The following is a 15,032-nucleotide window of genomic DNA, read 5'->3' on the forward strand; positions in this document are numbered from 1 at the left end:
AGCGCCTAGAAGTTAGTGACGCGATTTGCCTCGGCTAAACTAATAATGCCTTTGGCTACTTTAAGTAAACCCGACTCACGCAGTGAATGAATGCCATCATCACGAGCGGCTTTGGCGATATCTAAAGACGAACCGCCTTCCATGATCAAATCTTGAATAGCCGGAGTAATGGGCATCACTTCATACACCCCGGTCCGACCTTTGTAACCGCCGGTGCAATGCTCGCAGCCCACGGCTTTATAGATGGTCAAATCAGCTAACTGCTCGGCTTTAAAGCCCTGTCGTAATAATTCATCTTGGGGTAAGTGCTCTTCCGCTTTGCAGGAGTTACACAAGCGTCGTGCTAGCCGCTGCGCAATAATCAGGGTGACCGAGCCGGCAATGTTGTAAGAGGGCACGCCCATGTTCATCAAACGGGTCAGGGTTTCTGCCGCCGAGTTGGTGTGCAACGTGGACAAAACTAAGTGCCCGGTTTGTGCCGCCTTAATCGCAATTTCCGCGGTTTCTAAGTCACGGATCTCACCCACCATCACCACGTCCGGGTCTTGGCGCAAAAATGAACGCAACGCATCAGCAAAGTTTAAGCCCGCTTTAGCGTTAATATGTACCTGATTAATACCATTTAAGTTGATTTCGACGGGGTCTTCGGCGGTAGAAATATTACGTTCGGGCGTATTGAGAATATTCAAGCCGGTGTACAAACTTACGGTTTTACCTGAGCCGGTGGGGCCGGTTACCAAAATCATCCCTTGTGGCTTACTGAGTGCTTCTTCGTACAAGGCTTTTTGGTCTGGTTCGTAGCCCAGCGATTCAATCCCAATCATGGCGGCGGCGGCATCAAGTATCCGCAGTACAATTTTTTCGCCATACAGGGTAGGCAAGCTACTTACCCGAAAATCAATGGACTTATGTTTGGATAAGCGCAGCTTAATCCGACCGTCTTGTGGCAAGCGCCGCTCAGCGATATTCAGCTGGGCCATGACTTTTAGGCGTGCCGCAATGCGCCCCGCTAAAGCCACCGGAGGGCGCGCAATTTCATGCAGCACGCCATCGATTCGAAAGCGCACCCGATACTCGGTTTCATAAGGCTCAAAGTGCAAATCCGAGGCACCACGCTTAATCGCATCTAGCAACATCTTATTGATGTAGATGACAATAGGAGCATCGTTTTTGACATCAGCAGAGACAGCACCCGAATCATCTTGGCGCTCATCAGCGGCATCAATATCGCGCAGCTCTTGTTCATCTTGCTCGGTGACGCCTAGGGCCGAATGCTCGTTCTCAAGCAACTTATCAATTAAACGCTGGAGCTTGTTCTCCTCAACCAACACCGCCTCGGTTTGCAACCGCGTACGAAATTGAAACTCATCTAGCGTCTCAATTCGAGTAGGGTCCGACACGGCAATATAGAGGACATTACCACGCTGATACAAAGGCACCGCATGGTTTTTGCGAATCAAACGTTCATTGATAAATTTCTGGGGAATAAAGTCAGGATCAAAGGCATCAAGGTCTAGCCACGGAGCATTGCTTTCTAGATAGCAAAAATTGGCCAGTGCACTTGCAGACAGGAGTTTCTGCTCCATCAAGCACGCCGTAAACGACAGCTTGTTCTCCCACGCATACTCACTGCAACGCGTTAGCTTATCTTCTGGTATCAGCTTGTCACGCAGCAACAGAGCCGCTAAGGAGTGGTGCAGCATGAGTCTTCCTAACGGAGCGGAAATTGAACTTCAAGAATCAGCCTGCGGCACATACACCGCAGGCTGTCACAACTTTTTAGCTAGGTTTTAGCCACCTGTCGCAGTCGCTGTGTACGACGCGGTACAACCATCAACCCGCGATGAACCATCAGTGTTGAAGTCTGTACAAGCGATAGTCCAATTCATGTTGCTACCATTTGTTGATGGTACCGGAGTTAGCTGAACTTGAATTGCTGCTGGATCAGTATCAGTATCACCTTCATCCATCGCCGTGAGAGTTGCAGTAATAACGCCGTCAGCCACATTAGCTGCAGCTAACCCATTCACGGTTCCAGTAGCGGTAATTGCCGCTGGAATACCATTAGTAGCAACATTACAGCCAGCCAAAGTACCAGTACGCTGGTGACACATAGCTACTGCAGTTTTGTAAGATGCCAGTGCAGCGATACCTGTGCTAGCTTCAGCCCGCTGCGTGTAGTCGCTATACATAGGAATAGCAACGGCAGCCAAAATACCGATAATCGCTACTACGATCATCAATTCGATTAATGTAAAACCACGTTGTAATTGCGCTTTCATGAAAATCTCCCGGAAGTTTTCTGTACTTATTAGAATGTAATTATTGTTGTAGTCAGGTGGCACTCGATAGCACAGTAGCACATCAAGTGATCCTTGCGGACCACAACAAAGCTATCTGCATTAGCCGAAAGACCGTGGTGAACTGGCATCGGCTTGAGTGCATCGAACTGCCACTTTATCCACCAGACTCTAGCTTGCAGCCCCGCTATCCCTACTATCTAGTGGTTTGCTATCCACGAGTATAGTTTAAAAGGACCGGAGGTTTTGCGTCACCACCTTGCAATGGTTTTGCCTTTTAAAGCTTGCCTGGCTCTCATAAAGTGGCACTAGACCACTTCATGATTGCGCATTGCTTTTCAAACATAGCAGATCAATGAATTTCGTCAATAGCTAAAAGCGTTGAAATCTCATCGAAAGATCGATGGCTTGTATATGTTTTGTTAAAGCGCCAGAAGAAATGAAATCAACTCCGGTACTTGCAAGTTCGGTAAGGCGTTCGGCGGTAATATTGCCCGACACTTCAAGTTGCGTTGCCCCTGATCGTTGACTGACGGCGGTGTTGATATCTTGTATTGAAAAGTTATCTAACATGATGATATCGGCACCGGCGTGGAGCGCTGCTTGGTACTCATCAAGGTTTTCAACTTCCACTTCAACCGGTTTACCCGGGTTGAGCTGGCGCGCCGTAGTAATGGCTTGCTCGATGCCGCCGCAGGCCATGATGTGGTTCTCTTTAATCAAGTAGGCATCGTAGAGGCCTACGCGGTGATTATGACCGCCGCCACAAATCACGGCATATTTTAGCGCTGTTCTCAGGCCCGGAATGGTTTTCCGAGTATCCAATAATTTGGTGTTGCTGCCAGCTAAATAACGCACGTAAGCGGCAGTAGTGGTGGCAACGCCGGAGAGGGTTTGCAAGAAATTCAGTGCGGTACGTTCGCCGGTAAGGATCACTTGGGCTGGGCCAGCTAATTCGCACAGCAGGGTATCAGCGGCAACTTGGTCACCATCGCGCACCTGCCACTGGATAGTCACTTGTCCGCCTAACTGAGCAAACACCTCGTTAACCCAAGCCACGCCACAAATCACCGCTGGCTCGCGAGTGATCAGGGTAGCACGCGCACTTTCGCTAGCTGGAATAAGTTGGGCGGTGATGTCTAAATTGGCATCAAGGCCGTTTAAATCTTCATGTAAGGCGCGTTGCACCATGTCGGCACGGTCGTTAGCCAGTAACTGCGGGTCAACTCGTGTATCCATTGGGTATCTCTCTGTTCCGTGTAGCGATATAGGTTGATCAATCAAGTGCGCCTATTGTAGGACTGCGGCCAGGTTCTAACAAGGCACATATCGGATTAGCTAGAAGCTTTTGCTTAATTAATGCGGCTATTATACTTTGAGCAACCTAATTAGCGAACGCAGGAATTTTGTTGATGATGACAGAGGGTTGGCTGGCGCACAGCAAGCAGCGCCACTCGCCGCATGCTGATGAACGCCCGGATGCCACAGATATCAGCTTGTTGGTGGTGCATGGTATCAGTTTACCGGCTGGGCAATTTGGTGGTCCGTTCATTGATGACCTATTCATGGGTAAGCTTAATCCCCAGGCACATGCCGACTTTGCCCCATTGGCAGGGTTAAGAGTATCGGCTCATTGCTTGATTCGGCGCGATGGCGAGTTACTCCAATACGTTCCTTTTCACCGCCGTGCATGGCATGCTGGGCGTTCACACTACTGCGGGCGTAAGCGCTGCAATGATTTTAGTATTGGCATTGAACTTGAGGGAACCGACCACACCCCCTACACTGAACAGCAATATCAGGTGTTGGCTAAGGTTGCCGCACAACTGGTGCAGTATTACCCAGCGTTAACAGCACAACGCATTGTTGGGCATCAGCATATTGCTCCGGTGCGCAAGACCGATCCGGGACCGGCGTTTGATTGGGCTTATTTTCGGCAGTTGTTAGACCAGCACTTAGTGCGCTAACAGGTATGCTTCACTGTTACAGTTAACCGCAACAGTTCATTGCAACAAACAGGTGAGAGGTTAAAAGGAACCCCATGTCGTTACTGGCCATTTTGTTAGCCTATAGTTTAGAACGCACCCTTGAGGTGACCCGCAATCTACATTGGCGGCGGTTGGTGCTGCGCTGGCAACATGCGCAATTCAACAATACCCAGTTGCAGCAATGGCGCCAAAATAATTTAGGGCAGGTGTTCTGGGCGTTAATTCCAGCGCTGTTGGTGGGATTTTTGCTGGCCATTTTTAATAGCCTTTTGCTTAGTTTTTTAATCAGCAGCTTAGGCCTCTTAGTGGCGATTCAAGCGCCGCAAGCGCGAGCAGCCTATAAAGCTTATGTTATCGCTCAAGAGGAAGAGGATGCAGCCGAGCAGGCTTACCAGTTGCGGCGTTTACGCCAGGCCAGTGGGCGTCAACAAGCCGCGCCCGTTGAGCATTTACTATTGTGGATTCATCTCCGCCATTATTTTGCGGTGATGCTGTATTTTGTCCTGTTTGGGGTGATGGGGGCCTTGCTCTACGCGACCTTGCGCGACATGCGGCATGAGCGCAGCGAGGGTTGGCAGACGTTGCAGCAAATTATTGACTGGTTGCCAACGCGAGCGATGGGGTTAGGCATGCTGCTGGTGGGTAATTTCCGCCAAGCCGCGGCGGTTTGGTTAAGCTCCATTGGCAATAAGCCGCAGAATAACTTCATTGCCTTAACCAAAATAGCAGAAGCAGCAGAGCAGTTAACTGCTCAGACCACTGTCGCGCTAGTTAAGCGTAACTTCTTGTTGTACATAGTATTGATAGCACTATTGACGATTGCCGGCTGGCTGTAAGCTTTTTCTATTTGGCTTTTGTCAGCCGAAGGCTTACAATATTGGTCTATTGGTAATACCACTGGCAATATTGCGGGAATGAATTATGGCGTTTCAGCGCATACAACAAACCAAACTGTCAGATGTGATCATGGAAAGAATTGAAGCCATGATCGTCGATGGCACACTAGAAGCTGGTGCGCGGCTGCCATCGGAACGTGATTTGGCGGCCAAGTTTTCGGTATCGCGGCCAAGTCTACGCGAGGCCATCCAAAAGCTAGAGGCGCGCGGCTTAATTGAGCGCCGTCAAGGCGGTGGCACCTATGTGTGCGATAACATGCAACAACGCGTGGCCGAACCCTTACTTGATCTACTCACCAAGCATCCAGAATCACAATTTGATTTACTTGAGTTCCGTCATGCGCTTGAAGGAATTTGCTCGTACTATGCAGCTATGCGCGGTACCCCTGCGGATTTAGAAGCTATCCAGGTGGCGTTTGCGAATTTGCAGCGCGAGCCGGGCATGCAGTTGGCAACTCAGGCGCAAGCACTAGGTGAATTTAACTTCAGAATCGCTGAAGCATCGCACAATGTGATCTTATTGCACCTAGTGCGCAGTATGCAGCCATTGTTGCAGCGAAATATTTTACAAAACTTGCAAGATCTCGCCCACAAACCGGGTGTGGTTCAGCAATTACATGAACATCGGCAGCACATTGTTGCTGCTATTGTGGCTGGCGAACCAGAACAGGCACGAGAACATTGCCATCAGTTGTTGGCCTATATTGAACATGCGTTGCTTACCTCGAATCGTGAACAATCACGCATTCAACGGTCGCTACGCCGAACTCAGCAAGGGTAAGGATAAAGTATGACTGACCATTTGAAAGATGACATCGACCCGCAAGAAACCAGAGAGTGGCTAGACGCTCTTGAGGTCGTGTTAGAGCAAGACGGCGCTGAGCGCGGTCACTTTTTATTGGAGTCATTGATTGAAAAGGCACGTCGCAGCGGTGCCTATTTGCCATTCAATGCCACCACTGCATACTTGAATACGATTCCGGCTAGCCAAGAGCCGACCATGCCTGGCGACCGCACCATTGAGCATCGAATTCGTGCGGCGATTCGTTGGAACGCCTTAGCTATGGTTTTGCGTGGCTCGAAAAAAGAGCTGGAGCTAGGTGGTCACATTTCAAGTTTCGCTTCATCGGCCATGTTGTACGATGTGGGCTTTAACCACTTTTTTAGAGCACCAACGGAACAAGACGGTGGGGACTATTTGTTTATTCAAGGTCACGCCTCGCCAGGGATTTATGCACGTGCCTTTTTAGAAGGCCGCATCAGCGAAGAGCAACTGAATAACTTCCGTCAAGAAGTAGACGGCAAGGGGATTCCGTCGTACCCACACCCGAACTTAATGCCTGATTTTTGGCAGTTCCCTACCGTGTCCATGGGCTTAGGCCCAATGCAGGCGATTTACCAAGCACGTTACCTGAAATACCTCACGGACCGTGGCATTAAAGACTGCTCAAACCAGCGCGTTTACTGCTTCTTAGGTGATGGCGAGGTGGATGAGCCAGAAAGCTTGGGTGCCATTGGCCTAGCTACTCGTGAAGGCTTAGACAACCTCACCTTTATTGTGAACTGTAACTTGCAGCGCTTAGATGGTCCGGTACGTGGTAACGGCAAGATCATCCAAGAACTCGAGGGTACTTTCCGCGGCGCCGGCTGGGAAGTGATTAAAGTGATTTGGGGTCGTTACTGGGATCCGCTGCTGTATCGCGATACCGAAGGTAAATTAGCGCAAATCATGCAAGATAGCGTGGATGGCGAGTACCAGAACTACAAAGCTAAGGGCGGCGCATACACGCGTGAACACTTCTTTGGCAAAACCGAAGAAACCAAAGCCATGGTCGCTAACCTCACAGACGAAGATATCTGGCGCTTAAACCGGGGTGGTCACGACCCGATGAAAGTTTACGCTGCCTACCATAAGGCCGTAAACACCAAAGGTCGGCCACAGGTAATCTTAGCCAAAACCGTGAAAGGTTATGGCATGGGTGCTGCTGGTGAAGGTAAAAACATTGCTCACCAGGTGAAGAAAATGGACATGGAAGCGATCAAGCACTTCCGTGATCGTTTCAACATTCCAATCAAAGATAGCGAGCTTGAAGAGATTCCATTCTACAAGTTCCCAGAAGACAGCGCAGAAATGAAGTACATGCGCGAGCGTCGCGAATCACTGGGTGGCTTTATGCCAGTGCGCCGTCCAAACACCGATGTTGAGTTAGAAATTCCATCGTTGAAGGCTTTTGAGGCGGTCACTAAAGGTTCTGGTGAGCGTGAAATTTCAAGCACCATGGCGTTTGTGCGGGTTCTCACGGCGTTACTCAAAGACAAGAAGATTGGTAAACGGATCGTCCCTATTATTCCAGACGAAGCCCGTACTTTTGGTATGGAAGGCTTGTTCCGTCAGGTGGGTATTTATTCCAGCCAAGGGCAGAAATACGAGCCGCAAGATGCTGACCAAGTAGCTTATTATCGTGAAGATAAACAAGGCCAAGTATTACAAGAAGGCATCAACGAGCTTGGTGCGATGGCCTCGTGGGTAGCAGCAGCAACCAGCTACTCAACCAATAACGAGCCGATGATTCCGTTCTACATCTATTACTCGATGTTCGGTTTCCAACGGGTGGGTGATTTGGTCTGGGCCGCTGGTGACAGCCAAGCGCGTGGCTTCTTAGTCGGCGGTACCGCCGGTAGAACCACCCTCAACGGCGAAGGTCTGCAGCACCAAGACGGCAGCAGCCATATCTTGTTTAACACAGTGCCTAACTGTGTCACTTACGATCCTACCTTCGGTTACGAAGTGGCAGTGATTGTTCAAGACGGTTTACGTCGCATGTACGGTGAGCAAGAAAACGTGTTCTATTACCTCACCGTAATGAACGAAAACTACGTACAGCCAGAAATGCCAGAAGGCGTTGAAGAAGGCATTATCAAGGGGATGTACGAGTTAGAGAGTCATCAAGCCAAAGGCGCCAAAGCCGAAGTGCAATTGTTGGGCTCTGGTACTATTTTGCAGCAAGTACGTGAGGCTGGCCGTATCTTAGCCGCTGATTTTGGGGTGAATGCCAAGGTTTACAGCGCAACCTCGTTCAACGAGCTGGCGCGCAACGGTTATGATGTCGAGCGTTACAATATGTTGCACCTCGGTGGCAAGCAAAAAACGGCTTACGTTACCCAAGTGTTAGCGGATGCTAAAGGCCCGACCATCGCAGCAACGGATTACATGAAGCAATATGCTGATCAGATCCGTGCGTGGGTTCCTACTGCTTATCGCGTGTTAGGCACAGACGGTTTCGGCCGCTCAGACAGCCGTGAAAATCTGCGTCGTCACTTTGAAGTGAACGCACAGTACATTGTGGTGGCAGCATTAACCGAGTTAGCCAAAGCGGGTGATATTGAGGTGAAAGTGGTGGAGCAAGCCATCAAGGACTTCAACATCGATACCAACAAAATCAACCCACTGTACGCGTAAGCAACGGGAGCGGAGGCTATTATGGCAGACTTGAAAGAAGTAAAAGCCCCAGACGTGGGCGGTGATGAAGTTGAAGTTATCGAGATCCTGGTGGCTAAAGGCGACCAGGTAGAAACTGAAGACTCGTTGATTACAGTTGAAAGCGATAAAGCGTCGATGGATATTCCAGCGCCTTTTGCTGGGGTTGTGGCTGAACTGAAAGTAAAGGTTGGCGACAAAATCAAAGAAGGCGATTTATTGGCAATGTTTGAAGCAGCAGCTGAAGCTGGCGCGGATGCTGATGCTGACAAAGATGCTGATGCTGATGCAGAACAGCCCGCCGCCAAAGGTGAAGAGCAAGAGGCAGCAAGCGCTAAAGACAGTACTGACAACAGCTCTGACGACAGCTCAGAAGCCAGTTCAGAAGAGCAGCAGGCAGGCAGCGGTGCCACCAAAACCATCGACGTGATGGTGCCTGATATTGGCGAATCTGGTGAAGTGGACGTGATTGAAGTGCTGGTAAGCGCTGGCGATGAAATTGCCGCAGAAGACGGTCTGATCACCCTAGAAACCGACAAAGCCACCATGGATGTTCCTAGCCCACAAGCTGGCGTGGTTGAATCTGTGGAAGTGAAAGTCGGCGACAAGGTAAAAGAAGGCTCGTTGGTGGTGCGTTTGCAAATACGCGAAGCAAGCGCAAGCTCAGCGGCACCAGCTGCTAGCCAAGCCGAGCCAGCACCGTCGGTAGCGAGTTCAGATACCGCAGAAGACGACGCCGCCACCGCAGCAGATAGCAGCACTAGCGAGCGCAAACCACCGGTACCTGACCATCCGTTAGACAAAAAAGGTAAAGCCGAAGGCCTAGCCTATGCGTCACCAGCGGTGCGTCGCTTAGCACACGAGTTTGGGGTGAACCTGACTCAAGTGAAAGGCTCAGGGCGTAAGAGCCGTATTCTCAAAGAAGACGTGCAAGAGTATGTGAAATACGAATTGTCACGGCCTAAGGCCACTGCCTCTAGCGGCGTAGCCCAAGGTGCCGGTGGGTTGCAAGTAATTGCACCACCTAAAGTAGACTTCAGTAAGTTTGGCGAAGTAGAGCAGGTGCCACTCACCCGCATCCAGAAAATTTCTGGGCCAAACCTGCACCGTAATTGGGTAACGATTCCACATGTAACCCAGTTTGACGAAGCCGACATTACTGAGTTAGAGGCTTTCCGTAAGCAAGAAAATGAACTGCAGGCGAAGAAGAAAGACGGCGTAAAAATTACCCCGCTGGTGTTTATCATGAAGGCAGTTGCGAAAGCTCTGCGCGAATATCCAGTGTTCAACTCATCGTTAGCAGACGATGGCGAACACTTGATCATGAAGAAATACGTGCACATTGGTATTGCCGTCGATACCCCGAACGGCTTGGTGGTTCCTGTGATTCGTGATGTCGACAAAAAGGGCATTTACGAGCTTTCGGATGAGCTGTTGGAAATCAGTGCTAAAGCACGAGATGGCAAGCTTAAGGCCCAAGACATGCAAGGCGGATGTTTCTCAATTTCTAGCCTAGGTGGCATTGGTGGAACCGCCTTCACGCCGATTGTGAATGCGCCTGATGTCGCTATCTTAGGCGTATCTAAGAGCGACATGAAACCTAAGTGGAACGGCAAAGAGTTCGAACCACGATTAATGTTGCCATTAAGCTTAAGCTACGACCATCGCGTGATTGATGGCGCCGTGGCCGCACGCTTTAGTGTGTACCTGAGCAATGTCTTGTCGGATATTCGTAAATTAGTCTTATAAATTAAACAATTTGTGGTGGGGCTGTTATAATCAGCCCCACAGACCGAACACAGCCGAATTCAAAGAGGTTCTTATGAGCAAAGAAGTGAAGACCCAAGTCGTCGTTCTAGGTGGCGGCCCAGGTGGTTATTCAGCAGCATTCCGTGCTGCCGATTTAGGTTTAGACACAGTGATTGTTGAACGTTACAACACCTTAGGTGGGGTATGTTTGAACGTGGGCTGTATTCCTTCTAAAGCCTTGTTACACATTGCTAAGCACATTGAAGATGCCAAGCACATGGGAGCCGAAGGCGTTGAGTTTGGTGCTCCGAAAATTGATTTAGACAAAATTCGTGCGCACAAAGAAAAAGTTATCGGTCAATTAACCGGTGGCCTTGGACAAATGTCCAAAATGCGTAAAGTCACCGTGGTCAATGGTGTTGGTGAGTTCGCGAGCGATAAGCAACTGAAAGTAAAAGATGCTGATGGCAAAGAAACCACCATTAACTTTGAGCATGCAATCATTGCTGCGGGTTCACAGTCGATCAAGTTACCGTTTGTGCCACACGAAGATGAGCGCATTTGGGACTCAACTGCAGCCTTAGAATTACGTTTTGTGCCAGAGCGTATGTTGGTCTTAGGTGGCGGTATTATCGGTTTAGAAATGGGCTGTGTATACAGTGCCTTAGGTGCCAAAGTTGACGTTGTGGAAATGACTGATCAGTTAATTCCGCCAGCGGACAAAGACATCATTAAAGCCTTCACTAAATCGATTGCGAAGAAGTTCGATAACATCATGTTGAACACCAAAGCAGCGAAAGTTGAAGCCAAGAAAGATGGTATTCACGTAACGTTCGAAGGCGACAAAGCTCCTGAAAAACCAGTGAAATATGATGCTGTGTTAGTCGCTGTAGGTCGTGCTCCTAACGGTAAGAAAGTTGGCGCAGAACATGCTGGCGTGCAGGTAACTGAGCGTGGCTTTATTGAAGTAGATAAGCAGTTACGTACTAACGTAAGTAATATTTTTGCTATCGGCGATATCGTTGGTCAGCCCATGTTAGCGCACAAAGCTGTGCACGAAGGTCATGTTGCAGCAGAAGTGATTGCCGGCAAGAAACATTACTTTGATCCGAAAGTGATTCCTTCTATTGCTTATACGGATCCTGAAGTTGCATGGGCTGGCTTAACTGAAAAAGAAGCGAAAGAGCAAGGCATCGAATACGAAGCAGCAGTATTCCCGTGGGCCGCTTCAGGTCGTGCTATCGCACAAGGTGCTACAGACGGCTTCACCAAGCTATTGTTTGATAAAAACAACCGTATTATCGGTGGTGCTATCGTTGGTTCTAATGCCGGTGAGTTGTTAGGCGAAATTTGTTTAGCCATCGAGATGGGGTGTGATGCAGAAGACATCGCGCTGACTATTCATGCGCACCCAACCTTGCATGAGTCTGTGGGCTTAGCAGCTGAAGTGTTTGAAGGCTCTATTACTGACCTGCCAAACAAAAAAGCCAAGAAAAAATAAGCTGTAGGCATTATGCCGCAGCCAAGAATCCGCAGTTGCTCAGCAGCTGCGGATTTTTTTTGCCTTTTGTACGAGCGGGTTTTGCGACAAATAAGCCGATGGATGCGGGTAGTTGTAGGGATTTTTGTTGTACCACGCCGCACCTTGGCTTAAGGTAGAAAGGATAACTTAGCAACAATATCCAGCAATGAGGATTTTATGAATAAAGTAAGCACGTTAGCGCTAAGCGTCGCCTTAGCCCTAGGGGTGGCTGCGTGTTCGCCCCAGCAACCGCAACAGCAAGAACAACAACAAGAACAGCAACAGCCACAACAGCAACTGACCTCTGGCTTAGTGTTAGAAAACTTTGATACCAGTGTTCGTCCGCAAGATGATTTATTCATGTTTGTGAACGGTACTTGGCATAAGAACACCGACATGCCAGAAGATAAATCACGCATCGGTAGCTTCTTAGATTTAGCAGAACAAAACCAAGAACGTCTGCGTGGCATTATTGAAGAAGCCGCCGCTAGTAGTGCGGAAGCTGGCACTAATGCGCAAAAAATTGGTGATTTCTTCAATAGCTTTATGGATGTTGAAACTCTAAACAGCCTTGGTTACAAACCGATTGCCGCAGATTTACAAGCCAATGCAGAGGTTAAAACTCATGCGGATGTGGTCGCACGGATGGCCGAGCTAGCTAAATATGGGGTGAGCTCACCGTTTGGTTTTTATGTCTATCCAGATGCGAAAGACCCTGAAGTTAACGCTATTTACATGTCACAATCAGGTTTAGGTTTACCCGATCGTGAGTATTACTTGAGCGATGATGAGAAGTACGTTGAGATCCGTCAGCAGTATCAAACTTACCTCGCTGATATCTTAGGGTTAGTCGATTATGCTGAAGCCAGTGCCGCCGCTGAAGCTATTTTGGCGTTAGAAACCAAATTAGCAGAAGCCCAGTGGACTCGTATTGAAAGCCGTAACGCGGATAAAACCTACAACAAAATGACCAAAGCAGAATTAGCTGAGGCCTTAGGTAGCTTTGATTTTGATGCTTACGCTGCTGCCACCGGCGTCGCAAAAGCGGCTGATGTGATTGTTCGTCAACCTAGCTATTTTGAAGCTTTTGGTGACATGTTCGCCGATGTTGATGTGACAACTTGGCAGCATTATTTAACCATCAAAACCGTTGAGCGTTATGCTGGTGCCTTAACTGAAGAAATTAACGACCGTCGTTTTGCCTTTTACGGTACCGTGCTTAATGGTACTCCAGCGCAAGAACCACGCTGGAAACGCGGCGTTAACGCTACCAATGGCGTGTTAGGTGAAGTCTTGGGCCAATTATACGTCGCTGAATACTTCCCACCGGCAGCCAAGGCGCGCATGGAAGAACTGGTAGCTAACTTGATTACGGCCTACGGTGAATCTATTCAAGATCTTGAGTGGATGAGTGCCGACACTAAAGCTAAAGCATTGGAAAAACTGAGCAAGTTTACGCCTTACATCGGCTATCCAAGCGAGTGGCGTGACTATTCTGAATTAACCATTGCAGACAATGACTTGGTAGGTAACTACAAGCGTTCAGCGTTGTTTGAGTACAATGAAGAGTTAGCTAAAATCGGCGCGCCGGTTAAAGAAGAAGAGTGGGGCATGACGCCACAAACCGTCAATGCATACTACAGCCCAGTGCGTAACGAAATCGTGTTCCCGGCTGGTATCTTGCAACCACCATTCTTTGATATGAATGCTGAAGATGCAGTGAACTACGGTGGTATTGGTGCTGTTATTGGTCACGAACTAGGTCATGGTTTTGACGACCAAGGTTCTAAATACGATGGCGATGGTAACTTAAGCAGCTGGTGGACTGAAGCAGACCGCGCAGCGTTTGAAGAACGTGCCAACATGTTAGCGGCACAAACAGACCAATACGAAGTCATTCCGGGTGCCTTCTTGCAAGGTAAACTCACCTTAGGTGAAAACATCGGTGACTTAGCCGGTTTAACCATTGCTTACCGTGCTTATAAAAATGCCTTAGCTGGTGAAGAAGCTCCAGTCATGGATGGCTACACCGGTGAGCAGCGCGTGTTCTTAGGCTGGGCGCAAGTATGGAAAACCAAAATGCGTGATGAGTTTGTGCGTAACCAAGTAGTGCGTGGTCCACACTCGACCGCTGATTACCGTGTGAATGGCACTGTGGTAAACGTGCCAGCCTTTTATGAAGCCTTTGATGTGCAACCAGGTGATGACCTGTACTTGCCACCAGAGCAACGCGTAAAAATCTGGTAAGCCGTAGTCTCAAATGGTTTAACCCAAGCTGAAACAGTTTTATCGCTGTTTCAGCTTTTTTATCAATGCATTAAATACAAGAAGCAGCGCCGCAGTCACTGCCATCAATGACTGACCTCCACGCCAGCGAGCTAGACTGATTTCTTATTTCAATAAACTTACCTGATTCATGATCAACAATACGTGCAACAGTTCCTAATGGCTGCGAGCCATGCTGCTCCTCCCAGCTCTGCATATCGCCCATGATGTAAAGTTGCCCAAGCATGTTTTCCCAAACTTGCTCTTGCACCACCCGGCAAGAACGATCGCAAGCTATGATAGGGCCATCAAAGTTATCCACATCCATATAAGTGAGTGACGCATCAGGGGAGAGACTGCTACGCTGCTTTACTGAAACATACTTATTGACGCGCAGCGCCAGCGTAATGGTTCTATCAAAGGTACGATAGAACTGACGAAACTTGTCAACGTCAACATCAGCGCGAGCAGCCAATAGCTCGGTTTCAATCAGGTAACGTTGCGCCACCAGCATGAGTTGTTGGTTGTCGAGACTGGCGAAGGGTTCTGCAGACCTATCAATCATGAGCAGCAGCTCATCATCAGAAAGTGAATCTAGTTCTGGTAGGGTAAACTTACCGGCTTGAAAATCTGAGATCACATTAAAAGAACGGTTCAATTCATCTAATGAGAACCCGATGGTAGATGCGACAAGATAGATGACTTCTGCTCCTGGATCGGGTCTGGGCTGTTCTTTATTACTGGCAGATTTGGCATTCACAGAACTAGCGCCTAGTAACGACAGCATAGCCATGAGCACTAATGATTTAACGGGCAATGTCATGATGAGTCATC

The 15,032-nt window shown here is 48.9% G+C and carries 11 protein-coding genes and 1 riboswitch; of the genes, 7 read left to right on the top strand and 4 right to left on the bottom strand.

Annotation, left to right across the window (positions count from 1 at the left end; translation table 11 throughout):
* Positions 1 to 5: 5 nt before the first annotated feature.
* The 3 genes from pilB to nadC all read right to left on the bottom strand — a co-directional run bounded on the left by pilB (position 6) and on the right by nadC (position 3,539).
* Entirely contained in the window at positions 6 to 1,703 is a 1,698-nt protein-coding gene (gene pilB / locus AB8S08_RS01840; protein WP_153826419.1) for a type IV-A pilus assembly ATPase PilB, read from the bottom strand.
* Positions 1,704 to 1,790: 87 nt separating this feature from the next.
* Positions 1,791 to 2,282, bottom strand: coding sequence for a prepilin-type N-terminal cleavage/methylation domain-containing protein (locus AB8S08_RS01845; RefSeq protein ID WP_369743241.1), 492 nt, complete (start codon positions 2,280 to 2,282; stop codon positions 1,791 to 1,793).
* 192 nt (positions 2,283 to 2,474) lie between these two features.
* Positions 2,475 to 2,585, bottom strand: a riboswitch (cyclic di-GMP riboswitch).
* Between the two features lie 87 nt (positions 2,586 to 2,672).
* Entirely contained in the window at positions 2,673 to 3,539 is an 867-nt protein-coding gene (nadC, locus tag AB8S08_RS01850) for a carboxylating nicotinate-nucleotide diphosphorylase (RefSeq protein WP_369743242.1), read from the bottom strand.
* Between the two features lie 176 nt (positions 3,540 to 3,715).
* Between nadC and ampD the strand changes: the two genes are divergently transcribed.
* The 7 genes from ampD to AB8S08_RS01885 all read left to right on the top strand — a co-directional run bounded on the left by ampD (position 3,716) and on the right by AB8S08_RS01885 (position 14,180).
* Entirely contained in the window at positions 3,716 to 4,267 is a 552-nt protein-coding gene (gene ampD / locus AB8S08_RS01855; protein WP_369744172.1) for a 1,6-anhydro-N-acetylmuramyl-L-alanine amidase AmpD, read from the top strand.
* Between the two features lie 74 nt (positions 4,268 to 4,341).
* Positions 4,342 to 5,124, top strand: coding sequence for a regulatory signaling modulator protein AmpE (ampE, locus tag AB8S08_RS01860; RefSeq protein ID WP_369743243.1), 783 nt, complete (start codon positions 4,342 to 4,344; stop codon positions 5,122 to 5,124).
* A gap of 85 nt (positions 5,125 to 5,209) precedes the next feature.
* On the top strand, positions 5,210 to 5,965 hold the full coding sequence (pdhR, locus tag AB8S08_RS01865) for a pyruvate dehydrogenase complex transcriptional repressor PdhR (protein ID WP_110075934.1): 756 nt from the start codon (positions 5,210 to 5,212) through the stop codon (positions 5,963 to 5,965).
* 9 nt (positions 5,966 to 5,974) lie between these two features.
* Positions 5,975 to 8,644, top strand: a complete 2,670-nt coding sequence (gene aceE / locus AB8S08_RS01870; protein ID WP_369743244.1) for a pyruvate dehydrogenase (acetyl-transferring), homodimeric type — start codon at positions 5,975 to 5,977, stop codon at positions 8,642 to 8,644.
* A gap of 21 nt (positions 8,645 to 8,665) precedes the next feature.
* Positions 8,666 to 10,411, top strand: a complete 1,746-nt coding sequence (gene aceF, locus AB8S08_RS01875; RefSeq protein ID WP_369743245.1) for a dihydrolipoyllysine-residue acetyltransferase — start codon at positions 8,666 to 8,668, stop codon at positions 10,409 to 10,411.
* Between the two features lie 73 nt (positions 10,412 to 10,484).
* On the top strand, positions 10,485 to 11,912 hold the full coding sequence (gene lpdA, locus AB8S08_RS01880; RefSeq protein ID WP_369743246.1) for a dihydrolipoyl dehydrogenase: 1,428 nt from the start codon (positions 10,485 to 10,487) through the stop codon (positions 11,910 to 11,912).
* Between the two features lie 198 nt (positions 11,913 to 12,110).
* On the top strand, positions 12,111 to 14,180 hold the full coding sequence (locus AB8S08_RS01885; protein WP_369743248.1) for a M13 family metallopeptidase: 2,070 nt from the start codon (positions 12,111 to 12,113) through the stop codon (positions 14,178 to 14,180).
* Between the two features lie 70 nt (positions 14,181 to 14,250).
* Here AB8S08_RS01885 and AB8S08_RS01890 read toward each other — a convergent pair whose 3' ends face one another.
* Complete coding sequence (locus AB8S08_RS01890; RefSeq protein WP_369743249.1) at positions 14,251 to 15,021, bottom strand: hypothetical protein; 771 nt, start codon at positions 15,019 to 15,021, stop codon at positions 14,251 to 14,253.
* Positions 15,022 to 15,032: the final 11 nt, after the last annotated feature.

The organism is Pseudidiomarina sp. PP-1MA, from assembly GCF_041200125.1.
GTDB lineage: Bacteria > Pseudomonadota > Gammaproteobacteria > Enterobacterales > Alteromonadaceae > Pseudidiomarina > Pseudidiomarina fusca.

Bases quoted from the DNA above. Each gene is read 5' to 3' on its own strand.
- pilB (WP_153826419.1), bottom strand. From the start codon at position 1,703: ATGCTGCACCACTCCTTAGCGGCTCTGTTGCTGCGTGACAAGCTGATA.
- AB8S08_RS01845 (WP_369743241.1), bottom strand. From the start codon at position 2,282: ATGAAAGCGCAATTACAACGTGGTTTTACATTAATCGAATTGATGATC.
- nadC (WP_369743242.1), bottom strand. From the start codon at position 3,539: ATGGATACACGAGTTGACCCGCAGTTACTGGCTAACGACCGTGCCGAC.
- ampD (WP_369744172.1), top strand. From the start codon at position 3,716: ATGACAGAGGGTTGGCTGGCGCACAGCAAGCAGCGCCACTCGCCGCAT.
- ampE (WP_369743243.1), top strand. From the start codon at position 4,342: ATGTCGTTACTGGCCATTTTGTTAGCCTATAGTTTAGAACGCACCCTT.
- pdhR (WP_110075934.1), top strand. From the start codon at position 5,210: ATGGCGTTTCAGCGCATACAACAAACCAAACTGTCAGATGTGATCATG.
- aceE (WP_369743244.1), top strand. From the start codon at position 5,975: ATGACTGACCATTTGAAAGATGACATCGACCCGCAAGAAACCAGAGAG.
- aceF (WP_369743245.1), top strand. From the start codon at position 8,666: ATGGCAGACTTGAAAGAAGTAAAAGCCCCAGACGTGGGCGGTGATGAA.
- lpdA (WP_369743246.1), top strand. From the start codon at position 10,485: ATGAGCAAAGAAGTGAAGACCCAAGTCGTCGTTCTAGGTGGCGGCCCA.
- AB8S08_RS01885 (WP_369743248.1), top strand. From the start codon at position 12,111: ATGAATAAAGTAAGCACGTTAGCGCTAAGCGTCGCCTTAGCCCTAGGG.
- AB8S08_RS01890 (WP_369743249.1), bottom strand. From the start codon at position 15,021: ATGACATTGCCCGTTAAATCATTAGTGCTCATGGCTATGCTGTCGTTA.